Here is a 19585-nt window from a genome sequence, read left to right as displayed (position 1 = left end):
GTGGCGTGGTCGGGGACAGCGTGCAGGGGGCGCCCCGCCCGGTGAACGGGCGGGGGGCTTCCTGCGGCTGATGGGAGGTCACGCGCGGGCCTCGGTGATCGCGCGGATCCGGCGGTTGGTCGCCTCGGAGTCGAGCCGGGCGATCTCGGGGTCCCCGTCGAAGTCGTCGGCCGCGCTCTCCTCGGCGCGAACGACGACGGACTCCAGATCGGCGACAAAGCCGCGCATCGCCTCCAGCGCCTGGCGGGCCTCGGCGGGGCTCAGCTCGCCCGTGGTGGTGCCGTAGTCCAGCCACACGCGGGTCTGACGGCCGTATGCCTGCGGCTTGTCGCTGGAGATGACGACCTGTGCGGCCAGCCACGGCACCCGCGCGTTCTCGTCGGGGCTGCTGCTGGAGTCGAGGTCCCGCAGGGCGGTTGCGACCCGGCCGGCGGTGTGCCACTCGGCGCCGGGGCCCTCGTGGTCGTTGATGCAGTCGGGGGTGCAGCCCCAGCGGAACATCCAGTCGTTGCCGCGCTCGGCAGCAGTGAGCGGCCGGTCGGTGTGCTCGCGGGCGGTCTCGGCGACGGCGGCCGCGGTGAGGAGCGGGTGCGGGCGGCCGGTGGGCGCAGTGGCGCTCCGCGGGATGTTCGTGGCAGTCTTCAAGGGAAGCTCCTTTCGACGGCGGCGCAACGGGTTCACGGCCCGCGCCGCCGTTGTGCTGTTCATGGATGGCTGGCGCTTCTGGCCCTCAGCTGGATTGCCGTCCTGCTGGGGGCCGCTTCTATGCGGCGATCGTCTGGGAGTCGAGCCACTGCTCGATGTCGTCCAGCGGGCGCGGAGGTGCCGGCCGACCTTGATCAGCTTCGGACCGCCTCCGCGGCTGGACCACTGGTAGACGGTGCCGAGCGGGACGCCGCAGAACTCGGCGATCTCCTCAGGCTTGGCGAGCGGGGGACGTGCGGACGCAGTGCGTCGGGGCAGCTTGCTGGTCATGTCTCTCCGCCATCGGTTTCGATGTCTGACGTTGAAAAGGATGACAGTCGATGGCTGGTGTTGTCAACGCTCTCAACGTCTGCCATGCTTTTCGATGTCACCACGAAGGGAGCGAGCGTGAAGCTCGAAGAGGCCATCGGCAAGAAGCTGGCTTGGCTGCGCAACGATCGAGAGATGTCGCAGGCTCAGCTAGGGGAAGCGCTCGGCCGATACCTGGAAAAGCCGTGGAGTCGGCAGGCTGTGAACGCTGCTGAACAGGGCAAGAGAGCCTTCACTGCGCGCGACATGGTGGCGCTCGCCCTGGCTTTGGAGACCACGGTCCCTTCGCTGCTGCTCAACTTTGAGCTGCCGGCCGACGGAGTGGAGCTTCGCAGCGGCGTGCAGGTGTCCCGCGAGGAATATCGCAAGCTCGCCTTCCACCCTGCGGACATCACCGGCAAGTCTTCGACAGACCTGGTTGAAGGCATCGCGACGCTGCGGGACCACTACCAGCACATCCGGGACTGGAACGACGTCCTCACACGGCAGATCGCCCAGGGAGAGACGCTGCTGAGTCTCGCGGAGCAGGGGGCTGTGCTCCAGAAGCGGGCACAGGAGCGGGAGAACGCCGAGCCGGTCGCCGAGGAGCGTGACGATGGCTAGCGTCTATGACCGATGGCACCGCTCCCGCCCGGACGAGGGCGCCGAGCCCTGCACCGAGCACTCCAGCAAGACCCGCACGCTCGTGCCCAGCAGCGACCACGGCAAGGGGAAGCGCTGGCAGGTTCGTTGGCGAGACGCCGCGGGGGAACAGCAGAAGGAGAACTTCGCCAAGCGGAGCCAAGCTGACACCCGCGCGGCCACGATCGAGGCGGACCTCGCGCGCGGCCTCTACGTCGACCCAGCGGCCGGCAAGGAGAGCTTCCGCGCGGTCGCCGAGCGCTGGCGTACGTCCGCCGTGCACAAGGGCGGGACGCCCTCGCGGGTCGAACGGGCCCTGCGGATCCACATCTACCCGACGTTTGGGGACCGGCCGATCGTGACGATCCGCCCCTCGGAGGTGCAGGCCTGGGTCAAGGACCGCTCGCAGATCCTCGCCCCGTCCACGCTCCGGGTGACGTTCGCCTACCTGGTCACCGTGATGCACACGGCGGTGCGGGACCGGACGATCGCGGTGAACCCGTGCACCGGCATCAAGCTCCCCGAGGTGCGACGCCCGGAAATCGTGCCCCTTCACAGGGACGCGGTGCGCGCGCTGATCGAGGCGGCCCCGCCCCGGTACCGGGCGATGATCCTGCTCGCGGTCGCCTCCGGGCTTCGGCAGGGCGAGGTCTTCGGCCTGGAGGTGGACTGTGTCGACTTCCTGCGCCGCGAGGTGACGGTGCGGCAGCAGCTCATCACCCCGGACAAGGACGTCGACGCCGAGCAGGACGAGACGCCCGAGCCGTACATCGGTGAGCCGAAGACGCACGAGAGCTACCGCACCGTGCCGCTGGTCGGCCTCGCGGTCGACGCCCTGGCGGCTCACCTCCAGCAGTACCCGGCGGCCGTGGTCGACATCGAGGACCGGACGGACCCGCGGAAGCCGCGCCGCCGGAAGGCGCGCATGCTGTTCACCAACGACCGCGCCGTGGTGTTGAAGCGGGCCAACTGGTCGCACGTGTGGACGCGCATGGAGGAGCGGGCGAACGAGGCGCTCAGCAAGGCCTACGCGGAGGCGTACGCGGCCTGGGTGCAGCGGGGCCGGCCGAAGGGAGAGGAGCCCGCGCCCGTGCGGGTGCCGGACGGGGCGAGCATGCACGACCTGAGGCACTTCTACGCCTCAGCGCTGATCAAGAACCGCGAGAGCGTGAAGACCGTGCAGCGCCGGTTGGGCCACTCGAAGCCGTCGATCACGCTCGACATCTACACGCATCTGTGGCCCGACGATGAGGACACAACGCGGGCGGCCGTCGAGGCGGTCCTCGGCGATGTGCCCGCGTTGTGCCCTCCCGCTACTTTCATTTCCGGATAGTGCAGGTCAGCCGCTCAGGTCACCGGTAGTTCACGAACTGCAACGCGAAGTCGAAGTCCTGACCCTTCAACAGTGAGATGACGGTCTGGAGGTCGTCACGGCTCTTGGAACTGACGCGCAGTTCCTCGCCCTGGACCTGGGCCTTGACGCCCTTGGGGCCCTCGTCGCGGATGAGCTTCGCGACCTTCTTCGCGTTGTCCTGGGAGATACCCTCCTTGATCTCCGCGAAGAGCTTGTACTCCTTGCCGGAGAGCTGCGGCTCGCCCGCGTCGAGCGCCTTCAGGGAGATCCCGCGCTTGATCAGCTTCGACTGGAAGACGTCGAGGACGGCGTTCACCCGGTCCTCCGAGTTCGCCTCCATGAGGATCTTGTCTCCGGACCATGAGATCGAGGCGCCGACGCCTTTGAAGTCGTAGCGCTGCGAGATCTCCTTGGCGGCCTGGTTGAGGGCGTTGTCGACCTCCTGCCGCTCGACCTTCGAGACGATGTCGAAACTGGAGTCGGCCATGTCCTGTGGCTCCTTGTATCGGGGTGTGTATCGGATGCGTGTCGGCGTCCGTGGGACTGCCGCCGAACCCGGCGCAAGACGCGGGCCGCATCCGGACAAGCCTAGCCACCCGGCCCCGCCCGGACGGTGAGGAATCCAGGTGGCGAAGCACCCCTCCCCATCAGGTATCGTTTACGTCGTTGCCGGAGAGCACCGCCGAAAAGCGGTTCGAACGGCGGCAAACCCGGCGGTGTGCCCGAGCGGCCAAAGGGAGCAGACTGTAAATCTGCCGGCTCAGCCTTCCCAGGTTCGAATCCTGGCGCCGCCACGCTGAGTGAGACCCCCTCCGAACTGCGGAAACGCAGAGCGGAGGGGGTCTGCTTCGTTTCGGGGGTTCTTCTGGTCCGTCGGGGTGGGCATGGTCCGGGCCGGGCGCATCAGTCGCCGGACGGCGGCCCCGCGGAAGCCGACCCGGATGCCGGCCCGGCTGCCGGACCCGACCCCGTGCCCGGCCCTGCCGTCGGGCTCGACCCCGTGCCCGACCTCGTCCCCGGTGTCTCCTCCGGTGTTTTCGCGGCTCTCCTCAAGTCCGCTTCGATGGCGTTGCGGGGTTTGCCCTCGTCCTTGGCGTATTCGGTGAGCGCGGCCTGGGTGTCGCGGGCGAGGTCGCGCCAGGCGCGCCAGGCGGTTTCGTAGGTGTCGGTCTGGACCTGGGTCCAGGGGGCCGCCGTGGGCGCGCCGTAGGTGTCCCGCAGGTGCAGGACCCTCGCGTGAGCCTCGTCGGCCGCGCGCTGTTTCGCCACGAGTTCCTCGAAGGTATGTGCCACATCTAGGGATGCTAGGGACGGGAAGGCAGTTGTGCGCGGCGAGCGGGGCGTGCGTTGTCGCGCGGTACCCGTGTGGCTCACTGGGGCAGACTGAACCCATGTCCAGCCGTCGAAGAACCTGCCCCGAGTGCTGTCGGGAGATCGCCGTGGTCGCCGGACGGTTCGCCCGGCACGACCCGCCCGGAGCGCGCGAGAACGGTCGCCTGACATCTTGCCCCGGCTCCCGCAGCACGGCGCAATCGGACGCTGCCCAGCCCTCGTTGGACGGCTACGTGGTGTCCGACATTCCGGGGCAGCTGCCCCTGTTCTGAACGCTGTCGGCAACGCGCCCGACAACGCGCCCCGGCAACGCGTCCCGGCAAATCGCCCCGACAACGCGCCCGTCCGGCAAATCTCCCGGCAGCGCGCTCAGTTGCCCGCGACCGACTTCACCGCCACCGGGACCGGCGTCGACCCGGAGACCAGTTCCAGGGTCAGGCCGGCCGTCGCCGGGGTGTCCAGCAGTTCCGCGAGGACCGCGGCCACGTCGTCGCGCGGGATCGATCCGGGGCCCGTCCGCGCCTCCAGCCGGACGAGTCCCTTGCCCGCGTCGTCCGTGAGCGAACCAGGGCGCAGAATCGTCCAGTCGAGGCCGTCCAGGCCCTGGACGTACGCGTCGGCCTCGCCCTTGGCGCGCTGGTAGACGTCGAAGACCTCGTCGCCCTGGTGGCCGGGATCGGCGCCGTAGGAGGAGACGACGAGGAAGCGGCGTACGCCCGCGCGTACCGCCGCGTCCGCGAACAGGACCGCCGCGCCCTTGTCGACGGTCTCCTTGCGGGTCGTTCCGCTGCCCGGGCCCGCGCCCGCCGCGAACACCGCCGCGTCCGCGCCCCGCAGGACGTCCGCGACCTGCTCCGCCGACGCCGACTCCAGGTCCAGGACGACCGGTTCGGCGCCGACGGCCCGCAGGTCGTCGCTCTGTTCGGCCTTGCGGATGATGCCCGCGACCTCGACTCCGCGTGCGGCGAGCAGACGCTCCAGCCGCAGTGCGATCTGACCATGACCTCCGGCGATGACAATGCGCATGCCCTCGACCGTACGCCCGGCCGGGGCCTCGCGCCGTCCGGCCGGGCCGTCCCGGCGCGCGAACGGCGTCCTCACGCCCTAAGACGGCGTCCCCCGCCCCTGCCGGGGCAGCCCTAGCTCCGCTGCCCCAACTCCGCTGCGGCCGCCGAGTCGCACTACTCGCGCACTGCGCTCGTGCGGGCCGCCCCCCGGCCGTGGCGGATCACGATCCGGCTGTACGCCAGGGAGAGCGCGCCCGCCAGGTGGTCGCCGCGGGCGACCGGCAGGTCGGAGGGGGGCCGGGCGCCTTACGACGGCGTCCCCCGCCCCTGCCGGGGCAGTCCCAGCTCCGCTGCGGCCGCCGAGTCGCAGTACTCGCGTACCGCGCTCGTGCGTGCTACCACCCGGCCGCGGTGGATCACGATCCGGCTGTACGCCAGGGAGAGCGCGCCCGCCAGGTGGTCGGCCCGGACGGCCAGCAGGTCGGCGGGGAACCCGGCCTCCACCCGGACCTCCGGGAGGCCCAGGGCCGCCCGTGCGGACCTGCTGACGGCGTCGTAGGCGTCCTCGGGGCGCAGGCCGTGGCGGGAGGCGAGCAGGTACGCCGCCTCCAGCGGGTCGCCCCGGCCGACCGGGTTGGAGACGTCCCGCAGGGCGCCGCTGCCGGCCGCGACCCGGACGCCGGCCGCCCGCAGCAGCCGTACGGGAGGCGTGCCGCGGCGGTCCGTGGCGCCGCAGCCGCCCTGGGGGAGGCACACCACCGTGATGCCGGCCGCGGCGAGTTGGTCGGCGGTGCGGCCCGCGGACTCGGCGGAGAGGCGGCCGAGCGCCGCGCAGGGGCCGAGGGCGACGCCGGGGCGCAGGCCGCCCGCCATCGCGGCCAGCCGGGCGAGCCGGGCCGGGTCGGCGGCGTCGGTGTGCAGGTCGACGGGGCAGCCGTGCTCGGAGGCGACCTCCAGGACGGCCTCCACATAGCCGGTCGGGTCGGGGTCCAGGTCCGGGCAGCCGCCCACCACCGAGGCGCCCATCTTCAGCGCGTCCCGCAGCATCGCGAGCCCGTCGGCGCCCGCCGCCCCGGTCAGCAGCCGGGGCATCGCCACGGTCGTCAGCTCCGCCAGGCCGCGCAGCGCGCGCCGGGCCTGGAGGACGGCCGCCAGCGCGCCGAGCCCCTGGACGTCGCCGACGCGGACGTGCGCGCGGGACGCGGTGGACCCGTGCCCGAGGTGCAGCAGCGCGGCCTCCGTGGCGCGGCGCTGGACGTCCTCGGGGGCGTACGAGACGGGGCCGTCGGTGTCCGCGGAGAGGGCGGTGTCGGCGTGGGCGTGGGGTTCGGCGGGGGCGGGGAGGAGGAGGTAGCCGCCGAGGTCCATGCGGGTGCCGGGGGTGGGGGTGGGGCCGGCCGTGAGGCTGCCGGCGGTGCCGACCGCCTCGATGCGTCCGCGGCCCAGCCGTACGTCCACGGTCCGGCCGTCCGTGAGGCGGGCGCCGCTGAGCAGGAGGGTGCCGGGGTCCGGCCGTCCGTCCGGGGAGCCTCCCGGCGCACCGGAGGACGGGGGCGGCTGCGGCTGGCTGTCGGGCATCGCGCTCCTGGGGCTCGGCGATGAGTGGGGGCTCGGTGCCCGTGGGCTCGGGCAAGATCACGGAGAGTGAGTCGAGCCTAGGACGGCCGTCCGGCGCCGACGGGGAGGAGGGCAATAGTCGTACCGGTGTGGTCCGGTGGGTCCGAGGGGCTCAGGATCCGTGTGCCACCTGGGCGGAAAGGGGTCGGACGGGGCCGGACAAACGGATTTGGGTGAACGGCTGCGGACCGTGTAATGTCTTCATCGCTCGCCCCAATAGCTCAGTCGGTAGAGCGTCTCCATGGTAAGGAGAAGGTCTACGGTTCGATTCCGTATTGGGGCTCTGGTGGGTGAGGTTCCCGTCGCGAGACGGGACCTGATCCCATCAAAGCGGTGTAGCTCAGTCGGTAGAGCAAGCGGCTCATAATCGCTGTGTCACCGGTTCAAGTCCGGTCACCGCTACTGACAGTAGCCGATTGTGGGGTCGGTCCTTCGATCGGCTACTCTTCTTTGTGTATATGTCCCATCCGTTCGTCAAGGAGCACTCACGTGGCTGCCACCGACGTCCGCCCGAAGATCACGCTGGCCTGCGTGGAGTGCAAGGAGCGGAACTACATCACCAAGAAGAACCGGCGTAACAACCCGGATCGTATGGAGATGAAGAAGCACTGCCCGCGTTGCAATGCGCACACCGCGCATCGCGAAACGCGATAGTTGGATAGTTACAGGCTCGTACGTGAGGCCGTCCCCGAGTGATCGGGGGCGGCCTCACGTCGTTGAGCGAGCAGTACCGGTCAGTAGAGCGACGGAGCAACCAGGAGGTGCCGAGCCGATGGCGCTCGACCAGTCCTTCGTGGGGCGGACCTACCCGCCCACCGATCCCTATGAGGTCGGCAGGGAGAAGATCCGCGAGTTCGCGGAGGCCGTGGGGGACACCCACCCGGCCTACATCGACCCGGAAGCCGCCAAGGCCCTCGGGTACTCCGATGTGATCGCCCCGCCCACCTTCGTGTTCTCCATCACCTTCAAGGCCGCGGGGCAGGTCGTCCGCGACCCGCAGCTCGGCCTGGACTACAGCCGGGTGGTGCACGGCGACCAGAAGTTCGCCTACCGGCGCCCCGTGCGGGCCGGTGACCGGCTCACCGTGACCTCCACCATCGAGGCGATCAAGTCCATGGCGGGCAACGACATCGTGGACGTCCGGGGCGAGGTCCACGACGAGGCGGGCGAGCACGTCGTGACCGCCTGGACCAAGCTCGTCGCCCGCGCGGCGGAGGAGGGCTGACATGACCGCGAAGATCTCCTACGACGACGTCGAGGTCGGCACCGAGCTGCCGGCCCGCTCGTTCGGCGTGACCCGTGCCACCCTCGTCCAGTACGCGGGTGCCTCCGGGGACTTCAACCCCATCCACTGGAACGAGAAGTTCGCCAAGGAGGTGGGCCTGCCGGACGTCATCGCGCACGGCATGTTCACCATGGCCGAGGCGGTCAGGGTCGTCACCGACTGGGTCGGTGACCCGGGCGCGGTCGTCGAGTACGGCGTGCGCTTCACCCGGCCCGTCGTCGTCCCGAACGACGAGCAGGGCGCGACCATCGAGGTCAGCGGCAAGATCGGCGCCAAGCTCGACGACCACACGGTCCGCGTCGACCTGACGGCGACCAGCGGCGGGCAGAAGGTGCTGGGGATGTCACGGGCGGTCGTACGACTGGCCTGAGACGGGCCGGGTTTCCGGGCAGGCCCGCCCGGCTCTGAGAAGCTCTCGACGAGCCACGTGAGGTAAGGGGCGTCCTCCCTTGGGGAGCGCCCCTTACCCATGGTGAGCGTCATGGCGAGTGCGCGGGCGGGGCTGTCGGTGCCGTCTCGTAGGCTGGGCGCGTGCTGGAACTCCACGACGCCCCGCTCGCCCCGCTGACCACCTTCCGGCTGGGCGGTCCCGCCACCCGGTTGGTGACCGCGACGACCGACGCCGAGGTGGTCGCCGCCGTGCGCGAGGCCGACGCCGACGGCACGCCGCTGCTCGTCATCGGCGGCGGCTCCAACCTCGTCATCGGTGACAAGGGCTTCGCGGGCACCGCCCTACGCATCGCCACCAGCGGCTTCGACCTCGTCGGTACGACGCTGGAGCTGGCCGCCGGTGAGGTGTGGACCGACGCCGTCGCCCGCACCGTCGAGGCCGGACTGGCCGGTGTCGAATGTCTGGCCGGCATCCCCGGCTCGGCGGGCGCGACCCCGATCCAGAACGTGGGCGCGTACGGCCAGGAGGTCTCCGCCACGATCACCGAGGTGATCGCCTACGACCGTCGCGCCAGCCAGACGGTCACCCTCAGCAACGAGGACTGTGCCTTCTCCTACCGGCACAGCCGCTTCAAGGCCGACCCCGAGCGCTATGTCGTGCTGCGCGTCCGCTTCGCCCTGGAGGACGCCGACGGGCTGTCCGCGCCGGTCAAGTACGCCGAGACGGCACGCGCGCTGGGCGTGGAGCCCGGCGACCGGGTGCCGCTGACGCGGGCCCGCGAGACCGTCCTCGAACTGCGCGCGGGCAAGGGGATGGTCCTGGACGCCGAGGACCACGACACCTGGTCCGCCGGGTCCTTCTTCACCAACCCGATCCTCACCGACGCCGACTTCGCGGTGTTCCACGCGCGCGTGAAGGAGCGGCTCGGCGAGGACGCCGTACCGCCCGCCTACCCGGCGGGGGAGGGGCGCACCAAGACCTCCGCGGCCTGGCTGATCGACAAGGCCGGCTTCACCAAGGGCTACGGCAGCGGGCCCGCGCGCATCTCCACCAAACACACCCTCGCCCTCACCAACCGCGGTGCGGCCACCACGGAGGACCTGCTGGCCCTGGCCCGGGAAGTCGTGGCCGGGGTGCGGGAGGCGTTCGGCGTCACGCTGGTGAACGAGCCGGTGATGGTGGGGGTCGGGCTCTAGCCCAGGGTCTGTCGTCTGGATCACGCCGCAGACGCGGGGTCCGGCGCGCGCATCTGCCGCGTTGTCGTCGGTCGCCGACGCTCCGCGTCGACGCCCTCCTCCGCCTTGCAGCCGCACGCACAGCCCCCGCTCACCGGCACTGAACAGCGCCGTCGATTTCCCGCGACCTGATCCGAACGACAGGCTCTGGCCCGGGCCCCGCGCGCGGCCGGCGCTCCACACGCGTGTGGCGCCGTGGGCAGGGGGCGACCGCGGGCCAAGGGCCTCCCCCGATCCGTAGCCCCGGCGGCCGCGGGCGCCCCCTGCCTCGATGGTGGGCGCTTCCCGTCTCTCCTGACCGCCCGCAGCACGGTTGTTTCCCGGTCGAGGCGGCTGAAATGCGGCCGAAACCGCCTCGCGGACCCCGCGTCGGCGCCAGTATGTGGGCGAAAGGGATCCGGGGAGGCGCGCGTGACGGTGAGCGGGATTCAGGGGACGGCCGCAGGGGACGAGGGAGAGGCGCGGACGCGGGAGCTGTTCCGGCGGGCCACCGCGATCAGCCAGGGGTGGGCCGGCGCCCACGAGGGGGGCGGGCCGCCGGACGGGGCCGCGACCGAGCGGATGCTGCGCGAACTGGCCGACGCCGAACGGGAGACGGACGGGGCCGGGCGGCGCGCGTTACGGATGGCGCGCGGCTCGCTGCTGGCCGTCCGTCACCTGGCCGACGCGACGCACGGCGGGTCGGCGACCCGGTGGCCGACCGGGCCGAGGCCCTCGTCCTGCTGCGGGAGGCCCGCGAGCAGGAACCCGTCGACGAGCGGGAGACGCGGTCCCGGACGGCCGTCACCAAGCTGCTGATCAGGCTGCTGGTGCCGCAGCTGCCGGACCTCTCGTTCCGGGGCCGGCGGGACATGATCGACGTACTGACGGTCGGCGCCACCTTCATGGCACCGGACGGCAGCGCGCTGCGCGAGAATCTCGCCGAGGTCGGTGCCCTGCTCACGGAACTGGCGGAGACCGCCGACCCGGCCGACCAACCGGACCTGGAACGCTGGACGACGCTGCTGCGGATGATGCAGACCGCGCGCGACCGGGACTCCCTGCTGGAACTGGGCGACTTCGCCACCGCGACCGGCGCGATGCCGCCGCAGCTCCAGATGTTCATGGGTGCCGCGATGGAACTCCTCAAGGGGCTGCCCGACGCCACGCCCGTGGAGCTGGGCGGCGCGCAGGAGGAGATCCGGGAGCAGGTGGAACGCGCGGCCGACGACATGCTTCCGCTGATGGAGCTGTTCGCGCCCGGCATCCTGCGTCCCGAGGAGCTGGAGCGGGCGGTCGAGGGGCTGCCGCGCGGTTCCTGGCAGGAACAGACCACCGCGGGGCTGGCCCGCTTCGGCATGGCGATGCGCACGGGCGACCCCGAGGACCTGGTGGAGGCGGCCGAGCCGCTGCTCCAGGCCGGACGGGACCAGGACGTCCCGCCGGGCGTCGCGGCCGTCCTCCAGGCGGCGCTGCTGGCCGGCGCCTCCCTCAACGGCGGCAACATCGAGGACGCCAGGGCCGCGCAGCGCCTGCTCACCGAGGACATCGACCTGGCGGCGCTCGCCGACGGCATGGCCTCGGGCTCGGCCGGCCGGGAGTTCATGGAGACGGGCCGCGCCCTCCTGGAGTACCAGCGGGTCTGCGACACGCCCGATGACGACCTCGACGCGTTCGACGACATCGGCGAACGCCTGCTGGCGATGCGTCAGGAACTGTCCGAGGACAGCGGCTCGGCGAGCGTCGTCCTCTTCGTCCTCGGCTTCCTGCAACTGCGCCGGACCATGGCCATCGGCCGGGCCGGCGAATCGGTGGCCCCGCCGCTGCGGCGGGCGTTGATGTATCTGCGCGAGTCGACGGAACACCCCGGCATGCCGATCGCGCTGCGCGGGCTCGTGGCGCCCGTCGGGGCCATGTGCAAGGCGCTGGAACAGTACGTCGACCCCTCCGCCGGCAGTCTCCTGGAGGACGTCGCCGAGCTGCGTGCCGCGCTCGGCGGTCCCCGCGTCGCCGCCGACCAGGACATCCGCTCACGGATCGGCATGGCCCTCGTCCTCGACATCGAGTACGACCGGCGGGGCGATCCGGCGGTCCTCGAGGCGGCGCTCGCCGAACTGGAGGCGGCCCGCGCCGAGATCGGCGACCTGACCGGGTGCGGCACCGCGCAGGACGTGTACCGCAAGCTGGCCGACCAGTACCGGCGCCGCGGCGGCCCCGGCGACACCGAGCGGGCGCTGGAGGCGACCGAGCGGCTGCTGGAGAAGGTCGCCGAGGACGTGCTGCTCCAGATCGGCGCCGAGCACGGTCTGGAGGCCGCCCGGGCGGCGGCCGACCGCGGGGTCACCGCCGCCGTCTGGGCGGCGGAGTCGGGCGACGCCGCCACCGCGCTGCGCGTCCTGGAGGCGGGCCGCGCCCTCGTGCTGCGCGCGGTCGCGGCCTCGGCGAGCGTGCCGGAGCAGTTGGAGGCCTGCGGCGAGACGGACCTCGCCGGCCGGTGGCGCGAAGCCGCCCGGGCGGGCGCGGACGCCGATGCGGCCACCGTCCGCGAGGACGCCGACACCCTCATCCCCAGCACCCTGCGACGCCGGGCCCTGAGGGCACTGCGCACCGCCGGGATCTCGGCCGGGCCGGGCTGGCAGGAGGTGTCCGACGCGGCGGAGGCCGCCGGGGTCGACGCCGTGGTGCATCTGCTCGTCGGGCAGGGCGAGGGGCCCGGCCGGGCGCTGGTGGTACGGCCCGGACTGGCCCCGCTGTCGCTGGAGCTGACCGGCCTCGCCGCGGCGGAACGCGCACCCCTGGAACGGTACGTGGACGCGGCGCGCGCCCGTTCCGCCGTCACCGCACCCGACGTACCGCCCTCGGCGCCCGGCCGCGCGGAGGCGGTGGCGGCCTGGGAGGCGGCCCTGGACGAGCTGTGCGACTGGGCGGGACCCGCCGTGATGGGGCCGGTCCTGGACGTGGTCCGGCCCGGCCGCCCGGCCCGCCCCGACGATCCCGTACGGCTGGTGCTGCTGCCCGCCGGGAACCTCGGCATCGTGCCCTGGCACGCGGCCCGGCTCGGCGCGCGTGCGGGGGAGCGGCCCGTGTACGCCGTCGACCACGCCGTCCTCAGCTACGCCGCGTCCGGGGCGGAGTTCGTACGGTCCGCCGCCCGGACCCGGCTGCCCCTGGCCGAGGCTCCGGTCCTGGTCGCCGACCCGCGCGCCACGCTGGCCTACGCCGAGCACGAGGTCGAGGCGCTGCGCGCCGCCTTCTATCCGGACGCCCGCTGCTACGGCTTCCTCAGCCGGAACGTCTTCGACGTCGACGGCACCCCCGACGAACTGCTGCCGCTGCTGCCCGGCGGCACCGCCGAACGACCCGCCGGACTGGTGCAGTTCAGCGTCCACGGGATCGCCGGCGACCTGCCCACCGTGTCGAGGCTGCTGCTGCACCGGCCGCGCGGCGCCGCCGACGAGGCGGCCTGCTCACCGTACGGCGGCTGCTCGGGGCGCCCGCCGTGGACGGCGGCGGGGCCGGGCCGCTGGTGGTGCTCAGCGCCTGCGAGACCGACCTCAGCACCCGCGACCACGACGAGACGCTCACGCTCACCACCGCGTTCGTCGCGCGCGGGGCCGCCGATGTCATCGGCTCCAAGTGGTCCGTCGCCGACGCCAGTTCGGCCGTCCTCATGTACGCCCTGCACCACTTCCTCGCCCAGGGCGCTGATCCCGCGCAGGCGTTGCGGCGTACCCAGCTGTGGGCGCTTGACGCCGACCGGCCCGCGCTTCCCGGCCTTCCCGGGCCGCTGGCCGTCCGGATCAAGGGCAAGCCGGCCCTGTCCGCGGACGCCTGGGCCCCCTTCATCCATCAGGGCAACCCCGCACCGGTCCGACCCGAAGGGAACACCGTTGGACACGCATGAGCTGCTGGCCCTTCTCGTCAGACACCGGGCGGAACTCCGGCAGTGGCTGGACGAGGACCAGTACCGGCACTTCCTGGCCATGACGGAACGGCTCCGGGAGGTCGGGGACGACCCCGAGCGGGCCGGCATGGCGTGATGGCGATCGTCCGCGCCCTGTGGCCCGTCCCGGACGAGGCGGGCGTACTGGCCGAACTGCTCCACGCCGACCACCGCTCGATCGCCACGGCGACGACCGTACCGACGCCGGAGGCGGTCCTCGCGGCGCTGGAGGAGCTGTACGCGGCACCGGCGGCGGGGGAGCCGGACCTTCCCGAAGGAGACGCCGCCGACCCCGTCGAACCCGCTGCCACCGACCCCGCCGCCGTCATCGCCGCCGCGCGGCGGCGGTTGCTCACCGCGCCGTCCCGGACCGCCGCGCCGGCCGGGAGCCCGGCCGCGGGTGAGGGGCCCGCGGACGTCATCGTGCTGGCCGATCCCGAGGACGGGCCGCGCAGCCCCGAGTTCCAGTTCGACCCGGACACCGGGCAGCCCCGGGACATCGTCGTACGGATCAACCGCATCCTGCTCGCCGACCGCGACCCCTGGGGCGCCGCCGACTGGTGGCTGGGCCGGAACTCCTGGCTGGGCGGGCCGCCGGCCTCGCTGCTCGGCCGGGTGCCGGACGACCGGCTGGCGGACGCCGCGCTCGCTCTCGTCGAGGAGGGCGGCCGATGACACGGCAGATCCCCCCGGAGATCACCATGGTCCCCCGGGTCACGATGCTCCCCGCCGGCACCGCGCTCTGGCGCTGCCACCGCACCCACTACCCGGCGACCGGCTTCAAGTCGGTCGCGGCGCACACGCAGTTCGGCGGCAGCCGCTTCGACTGCACGGCCGAGGACCCCTACCCGTACCTGTACGCCACCCGTGAACCCACCACCGCGCTGGCCGAGGTGTTCCTGAGGTCCATGGACTTCGACCCGGTCGTCGGCGTCCGGCTGGTGCCGTGGGCGCAGGCCAGCCGGTACACGCTCGCCCAGGTCGTCACGGACACCGAGCTGACCTTCGTGTCACTGCGCACCGAGGAGGACCTGGCGGCCGTCTGCCAGACGAGCTGGCTGCTCGACTCCGAGCCCGACGACTACCCGCGCACCCGGTACTGGGCCCAGGAGCTGCGCCGTCAGGCCAAGGAGGCGCACGGTCTGCTCTGGCAGTCCCGGCGGCACCGGCCGCGCGAGGCGCTCGTGCTGTTCGGGGACCGCTGCGACCGCGTGCCCCTCCACAGCGAGCCGCTGGTCTCCTACGACCTCGCCACGCTCGCCGGGGTGGATGCGGCGAACCGGCTGCTGGCCCCCCTGCGCGCGGCGATCGTGCCGCCGGAGCCCGCGGACTGAACCATCCCCCTGCGCCGGCCGGTCCGGGGCCGCCTACACGGGCGGCTCCACCACCAGCACCCTGAACGCGCAGTGCCTGCCGAGCCGGACGGTGTCCCCGTCCGTCACGGGGACCCGGCCGCCCGGCGGCACCCGCTCGCCGTTGACGAAGGTGCCGTTCAGGGGGCCGGCCGGGTGTTCCGTCAGCCACAGACCGCCGTCCGGGGTCATCTCGACGCTCGCGTGGCGACGCGAGACGCCCGGCTCTCCGTCGAGGGCGGCGGCCACGTCGGGCGCCGCCCAGGAGGGATGCCGGCCCAAATTCAGGGGGCCGCAGCTGCCGTGCCGCAGGTCCACCGGCGGCCGGGTGCTGATCAGCCGCAGATGACGGGCCGACTCCTGGCACTCCGGACAGGCGGCCGCACCCGAGGGGACGTCTGCGGCGCAGGACCAGCAGGAGTGGGCCCGGGACGGCGGTGCGACGGGCTCCGGCGGGCCGGGCGGCCAGGGAGGCGGCTCCGGCACCGTCCCGTCGAGGTCGTCGTCGCCGGTCTCGTCGTCGAGGTCCACGTCCTCCGCGAGCGACTTGTCGACGTGGCGCGCGGGGCGCTCCCATGCGTCCCTCACCACGGCGGTCGCCGGTCCTGCGCCCGTTCGCCCGGTACGGCCTCGATGTCGAGGCGCACGCTGCCGTCCCGCTGGACGGTGACCCGCGAGACGGTGACGACCGTGCCGGGGGTCAGGTGCACGCCGAGGTCGAACAGGCCGCGGGCGAGCGGGTTGATGAGGTGGGTCTCCAGCTTCATGCCGATGCCCCGGCCGCCGTTGTGCAGGTCACGGGTGCACGCGTCGGCGAGGACCTTCTCGGCCTCGGGGAGGACCTCCAGGCACAGGCCGCCCTGGCGCCGCATGTGCTCGACGATGTTGCGCAGCTGCCCCTTGAAGATGAGGTGGGAGGTGGGCCCGTCGATGTACTGGAAGACGACGATGTTCCCGCCGAGCCGGTTGAGCAGCTCGGGCCGCTTCAGGGTGTGCTCGAAGTGGTGGCGGACGTTGCCGAGGATCTCCTGCTCGAACGCGGCCCGCTCGTCCGGGGTCTCGGGCAGCCGGTCGCGCCCGGCCGGGGACGACACGGGCCGCCCGTCCGCGCCCGACGGGCCGTGCACGCCCAGGTTGGACGTGAAGATGAGAACGCATTCGCTGAAGTACGTCGTCACCCCCTGGCCGTCGGTGAGCCGGCCGTCCTCCAGGACCTGGAGGAACTTGTCGAGGACGCCCTTGTCCGCCTTGTCGATCTCGTCGAACAGGACCACCCGGAACGGGTCCTCGCGCACCGCGCGGGTCAGCTCGCCGCCCGCCTCGTAGCCGACGTATCCGGGCGGGGCGCCCACCAGACGGTCGGCGGAGTGCGGGGCGGAGAACTCGCTCATGTCGAAGCGCAGACAGGCGTCCTCCGAGCCGAACAGGGTGGTGGCGACCGCCCGCGCCAGCTCGGTCTTGCCGGTGCCGGTCGGTCCGGCGAAGAACAGCACACCGCGCGGCCGGTGCACGGACGTCGACGCGGCCTGGGCGCCGGACAGGCCGAGCGCGGCCCGCTTGAGCACGTCCAGGGTCTGGGTGACGGCCTTCTGCTGGCCGCGCACCCGCTCGCCGATGAGCGTCTCGCCGTCCCGGATGCTGTCGGCGACCGCGCCGCCGGTCCACGGATTGCGGCTGACGCCCAGCTCGTAGAGGCGCACCGCCTGGTCCATCTCGGCGAACGACAGCCGGCGGGCACGGGCCAGCCGCATGCTCTCCCGCATGGCGCGCAGCGTGAGCCCGCCCGCGGCCCGCGCGAACCGCATGACGTCCTCGTCCGTCGGCTCCTCCCGCTCGGCCCCCTTCAGCAGCGGCCCCACGTCCAGCCTGGTGGCGGTCTCGGGCACGCCCGCCTGCCCGGAGAGCAGTTCCGCCATACGGCGACGCTGGCCGAGGTCCGGCATCGGGACCCCGATGCTGCGCACCCGTACGCTGCTCGTCACCAGCCAGGCCGGCAGGTCGCGTTCGCCGTCGGCGAGCCAGATCACCGGGTTGAACAGGGCTCGGCCGGTCTTGGGGCGGGGGAAGGGCCGGGCCTCCTCGGCGATCTTCAGACAACGCAGGAAGAACGTCCGTTCCTCGTCGCTGAGCTGGTTGGCCTGGGTGGGGATCCGGGAGGCGAAGTCGACGAGCAGGGCGGCGTGCACCGGCTTCTGGTAGTCGTCGTAGCGCGGATTGTCCTTCGGGGGGCCGGGCCGCTCGCCGACCCAGCCGCGGGCGAAGGACTCGAAGACCCGTGCCGCCTGGCTGCCGTCGTCCTCGTCCGGACGGCCGGGCACCCGGCGGGTGTTGCGCTGGAGGAGGGTGTTCATGTCGAGGCCGTCCTCGCTGCGGGCGACGGTGAACCCGGCCACCTGGTCGTAGCGCAGCAGGCACTTGTAGCCGGCCCGCCGCAGCCCTTCCCACAGCAGGTCCTCCAGGCTCAGCGCGCGGTTGCGGCGGGTGCCGTCGTCGCGCACGTCGGCGACCAGGTGGTCGTCGCGGACGTTGCCGTGCAGGACGTACTGGGAGTGGACGCTGAGCGTGGTGAGCAGCTCGGCCGCGAACGGCGGGTGGACGGTCCGGGTGACGGTCGCCTTGGTCAGGTGCGGCGGCGACTGGACGGGGAAGCTGGTCAAGGGTCCTCCGGGAAGGCGGTGGCGCGGGCGCCGGTCAGCGGTCGTGGTGGCGGTGCAGGGGCGGCGCCGGTCGTCGCCGCGAGGACGTACGGCCGGACAGACCCGGTGCCGGTTCGCCCGTGCGGACCTGGCCGCTGGACCAGGCGAACTCCGCGCGGACGCCCTCCGCCTCGGTGAGCCGGCCCAACGCGTCGACGTATCCGGAACTCTCGGCGCACCGCTCCGCGTCCAGGGCCGCCGTGGCCGGGTCGGCCTCCTCCTCGGGGGGCAGCGGCCGGCGCATGGTGAAGACGCGGGCCTGGCCGGTGGAGGTGAGCCGGACCCGCAGCCAGTACCGGCCGCCCCAGGCCGCCGGGGCGAAGTCCCAGTGGTCCGCGTCCATCCGGCCCTGCACCGAACCCTCGCCCCACTGCTCGGTCGCCCGACGCAGCGCCGCCACCAGGTACGCCCGCTGGAGGGCGGCCGAGCGGCTCACCAGGGCCTGTCGGACGGTGCGTTCGGCCGCACCGGAGGGAGCGACACCGGCCCGCAGGGCCCGCTGGAGCACCTCGACGGCCTCGGAGGCGTCCGGCAGCGTGTCCACGCCCTCGGGCGCGGGGGCCTGGAGCGCGCCGAGGCGAAGGGCCGCGTCCTGGCGGGCCCGGTCGGCGAGCAGCGCCCGCTCCGACTCCTTGTGGGCGATCAGCGCGGCCTCGTCGAGGTAGCGCCGCACCGCGGTGGGCCGTCGGCCCACCGCCCGCCTGGCCTCCCGCAGACAGTCGTCGATCAGTTCCCGGCCGGCGGAGGTGAACGCCAGCGGCAGCCCGGCCAACAGCTCGGCGCCCTCGCGCAGGACGTCGTCCTCGGTGAGCGCGGTGGCCTCGGCGAGCGTGGTGCCCTCGGCGAGCACGGTGGACCCGGAGTGGTCCGGGGCCGCAGCCTCGGGCCCGGGGCCGCCCTCGGCGTACCGGATCAGAGCCTGGCGGCGCCGCTCGCGCAGCCGGTCGTACCAGGCGGCGTGCTCCGGGTCCTGCGCGTGGTCGAACGGCAGCCGGGCGGTCGCCCGGGCCGCGCGCTGGGCCTCCGTCCGGCGCAGCGCGCGCTCGGTCTCGGCGAGCCGCTTCCACAGCAGGTCGAGGGGGACGCCGACGGGCTGCACCGGGGCGGGCGGCGGCGGGTCGCCGGGCCCCGAGGGGTCCAGGCCCAGCACGGTGATCCGGGCGTTGAGCCCGGCCGCGGCCTCCGCCGCGCGCCGCCAGCACTCGCTGCCCGTCTCCAGTGACATCTGGCGCCGGGAGAGGGCCTCCTGCTCGGCGGCGACCTTGTTGTTGAACGCCGCCAGTGCCACCGTGCCGCGCAGCGCCAGCCGTGTGACGAGCAGCGCCCCACTGAGGTCGGCCAGCCCGATGAGGGCGGGCACGATCATGTCCTGGGCCTGGTCCGCCAGGTGCCCGACGGCGTCGCCGACGTGCGTGGCGGCGTCGGCGACGTGCGTGGCGGCGTCGGCGACGTGCGTGGCGGCGTCGGCGGTTTGGTCGGAGACGGACGCCATGTCCGCGACACCGGTGCCGGCCACGTCGGGAACGCCGGTGTCCAGGGTCAGGCCCGCCGGGTCGGGCGGGTAGCCGTACGCCGAGACGTCCGGCATCACGGTCAGCAGATCGGTGCCGGTGAACGCGCTGCTCACGTCACTCCTCCAGAAGGGGAACCGGATGGGGAACCAGAAGGGGAACCGGCTGGGGAGCCGGAGGGGGTATCGGCGGGGGAGCCGGACGGGGGAGCCCGTACGGGGATCGGAAGGGGACCCGGGGTCGGGAGG

At 73.0% G+C, this 19585-nt stretch carries 18 protein-coding genes and 3 tRNA genes; 13 read left to right on the top strand and 8 right to left on the bottom strand.

The window, feature by feature from the left end:
• Positions 1–78: 78 nt before the first annotated feature.
• The gene (locus tag BM536_RS44460; RefSeq protein ID WP_342748854.1) at positions 79–975 is read right to left on the bottom strand and encodes a hypothetical protein; all 897 of its coding nucleotides are present in this window, start codon (positions 973–975) and stop codon (positions 79–81) included.
• Positions 976–1092: 117 nt separating this feature from the next.
• Here BM536_RS44460 and BM536_RS32005 point away from each other — a divergent pair, with 117 nt between their 5' ends.
• Positions 1093–1617 (top strand): helix-turn-helix transcriptional regulator, encoded by a 525-nt coding sequence (locus tag BM536_RS32005; protein ID WP_158086559.1) that lies wholly within the window; start codon positions 1093–1095, stop codon positions 1615–1617.
• Positions 1610–2968: a tyrosine-type recombinase/integrase gene (locus BM536_RS32000; protein WP_073493035.1), complete on the top strand. Its 1359-nt coding sequence runs from the start codon at positions 1610–1612 to the stop codon at positions 2966–2968. Before BM536_RS32005 ends, BM536_RS32000 begins: the two co-directional genes overlap by 8 nt.
• Positions 2969–2987: 19 nt before the next feature.
• Here the strand turns inward: BM536_RS32000 and BM536_RS31995 are convergent, their stop codons facing one another.
• Positions 2988–3476, bottom strand: coding sequence for a YajQ family cyclic di-GMP-binding protein (locus BM536_RS31995; RefSeq protein WP_062640209.1), 489 nt, complete (start codon positions 3474–3476; stop codon positions 2988–2990).
• Between the two features lie 225 nt (positions 3477–3701).
• Between BM536_RS31995 and BM536_RS31990 the strand changes: the two genes are divergently transcribed.
• A tRNA-Tyr gene (locus BM536_RS31990) sits at positions 3702–3783 on the top strand.
• A gap of 109 nt (positions 3784–3892) precedes the next feature.
• Here the strand turns inward: BM536_RS31990 and BM536_RS31985 are convergent.
• Positions 3893–4282: a hypothetical protein gene (locus tag BM536_RS31985; protein ID WP_425444704.1), complete on the bottom strand. Its 390-nt coding sequence runs from the start codon at positions 4280–4282 to the stop codon at positions 3893–3895.
• Between the two features lie 98 nt (positions 4283–4380).
• Here BM536_RS31985 and BM536_RS43395 point away from each other — a divergent pair, with 98 nt between their 5' ends.
• Positions 4381–4593, top strand: coding sequence for a hypothetical protein (locus tag BM536_RS43395; protein ID WP_073493038.1), 213 nt, complete (start codon positions 4381–4383; stop codon positions 4591–4593).
• A gap of 97 nt (positions 4594–4690) precedes the next feature.
• On the opposite strand, the gene BM536_RS31975 is transcribed toward BM536_RS43395, so the two are convergent.
• Positions 4691–5347 (bottom strand): SDR family oxidoreductase, encoded by a 657-nt coding sequence (locus tag BM536_RS31975; RefSeq protein ID WP_073493062.1) that lies wholly within the window; start codon positions 5345–5347, stop codon positions 4691–4693.
• Positions 5348–5634: 287 nt separating this feature from the next.
• Positions 5635–6906, bottom strand: a complete 1272-nt coding sequence (locus tag BM536_RS31970) for an amidohydrolase family protein (RefSeq protein ID WP_094103800.1) — start codon at positions 6904–6906, stop codon at positions 5635–5637.
• 249 nt (positions 6907–7155) lie between these two features.
• Between BM536_RS31970 and BM536_RS31965 the strand changes: the two genes are divergently transcribed.
• The 9 genes from BM536_RS31965 to BM536_RS31925 all read left to right on the top strand — a co-directional run bounded on the left by BM536_RS31965 (position 7156) and on the right by BM536_RS31925 (position 15112).
• Positions 7156–7228 (top strand) — tRNA-Thr (locus BM536_RS31965).
• 46 nt (positions 7229–7274) lie between these two features.
• Positions 7275–7347: transfer RNA gene (locus BM536_RS31960), tRNA-Met, on the top strand.
• Positions 7348–7434: 87 nt separating this feature from the next.
• A complete protein-coding gene (gene rpmG / locus BM536_RS31955) occupies positions 7435–7599 on the top strand; it encodes a 50S ribosomal protein L33 (protein ID WP_018834916.1) in 165 nt (54 codons plus the stop codon).
• A 118-nt stretch (positions 7600–7717) separates the two neighbouring features.
• The gene (locus tag BM536_RS31950) at positions 7718–8170 is read left to right on the top strand and encodes a MaoC family dehydratase N-terminal domain-containing protein (protein ID WP_073493041.1); all 453 of its coding nucleotides are present in this window, start codon (positions 7718–7720) and stop codon (positions 8168–8170) included.
• Position 8171: 1 nt separating this feature from the next.
• The gene (locus BM536_RS31945; RefSeq protein ID WP_073493043.1) at positions 8172–8600 is read left to right on the top strand and encodes a MaoC family dehydratase; all 429 of its coding nucleotides are present in this window, start codon (positions 8172–8174) and stop codon (positions 8598–8600) included.
• A gap of 161 nt (positions 8601–8761) precedes the next feature.
• On the top strand, positions 8762–9817 hold the full coding sequence (locus BM536_RS31940; protein ID WP_073493045.1) for a UDP-N-acetylmuramate dehydrogenase: 1056 nt from the start codon (positions 8762–8764) through the stop codon (positions 9815–9817).
• A gap of 1933 nt (positions 9818–11750) precedes the next feature.
• Positions 11751–13739, top strand: a complete 1989-nt coding sequence (locus tag BM536_RS45035) for a CHAT domain-containing protein (RefSeq protein WP_425444711.1) — start codon at positions 11751–11753, stop codon at positions 13737–13739.
• A gap of 135 nt (positions 13740–13874) precedes the next feature.
• Positions 13875–14453: a hypothetical protein gene (locus BM536_RS31930; RefSeq protein WP_094103799.1), complete on the top strand. Its 579-nt coding sequence runs from the start codon at positions 13875–13877 to the stop codon at positions 14451–14453.
• Positions 14450–15112: an RES family NAD+ phosphorylase gene (locus BM536_RS31925; RefSeq protein WP_211362987.1), complete on the top strand. Its 663-nt coding sequence runs from the start codon at positions 14450–14452 to the stop codon at positions 15110–15112. Before BM536_RS31930 ends, BM536_RS31925 begins: the two co-directional genes overlap by 4 nt.
• 33 nt (positions 15113–15145) lie before the next feature.
• Here the strand turns inward: BM536_RS31925 and BM536_RS40430 are convergent, their stop codons facing one another.
• From BM536_RS40430 to BM536_RS31910, 3 genes are read right to left on the bottom strand one after another with little or no spacing between them, the layout of a single operon-like run.
• The gene (locus tag BM536_RS40430) at positions 15146–15721 is read right to left on the bottom strand and encodes an FHA domain-containing protein (RefSeq protein ID WP_079274990.1); all 576 of its coding nucleotides are present in this window, start codon (positions 15719–15721) and stop codon (positions 15146–15148) included.
• The gene (locus BM536_RS31915; protein ID WP_245873890.1) at positions 15715–17787 is read right to left on the bottom strand and encodes an AAA family ATPase; all 2073 of its coding nucleotides are present in this window, start codon (positions 17785–17787) and stop codon (positions 15715–15717) included. The genes BM536_RS40430 and BM536_RS31915 overlap by 7 nt, the downstream gene beginning before the upstream one ends.
• A gap of 34 nt (positions 17788–17821) precedes the next feature.
• Entirely contained in the window at positions 17822–19453 is a 1632-nt protein-coding gene (locus BM536_RS31910) for a hypothetical protein (protein WP_094103798.1), read from the bottom strand.
• Between the last annotated feature and the right edge of the window lie 132 nt (positions 19454–19585).

Source organism: Streptomyces phaeoluteigriseus, assembly GCF_001896135.2.
Lineage (GTDB): Bacteria > Actinomycetota > Actinomycetes > Streptomycetales > Streptomycetaceae > Streptomyces > Streptomyces phaeoluteigriseus.
Note: the sequence above shows the minus strand (reverse complement) of the source record. Positions and strands in the feature narration are given on the sequence as shown.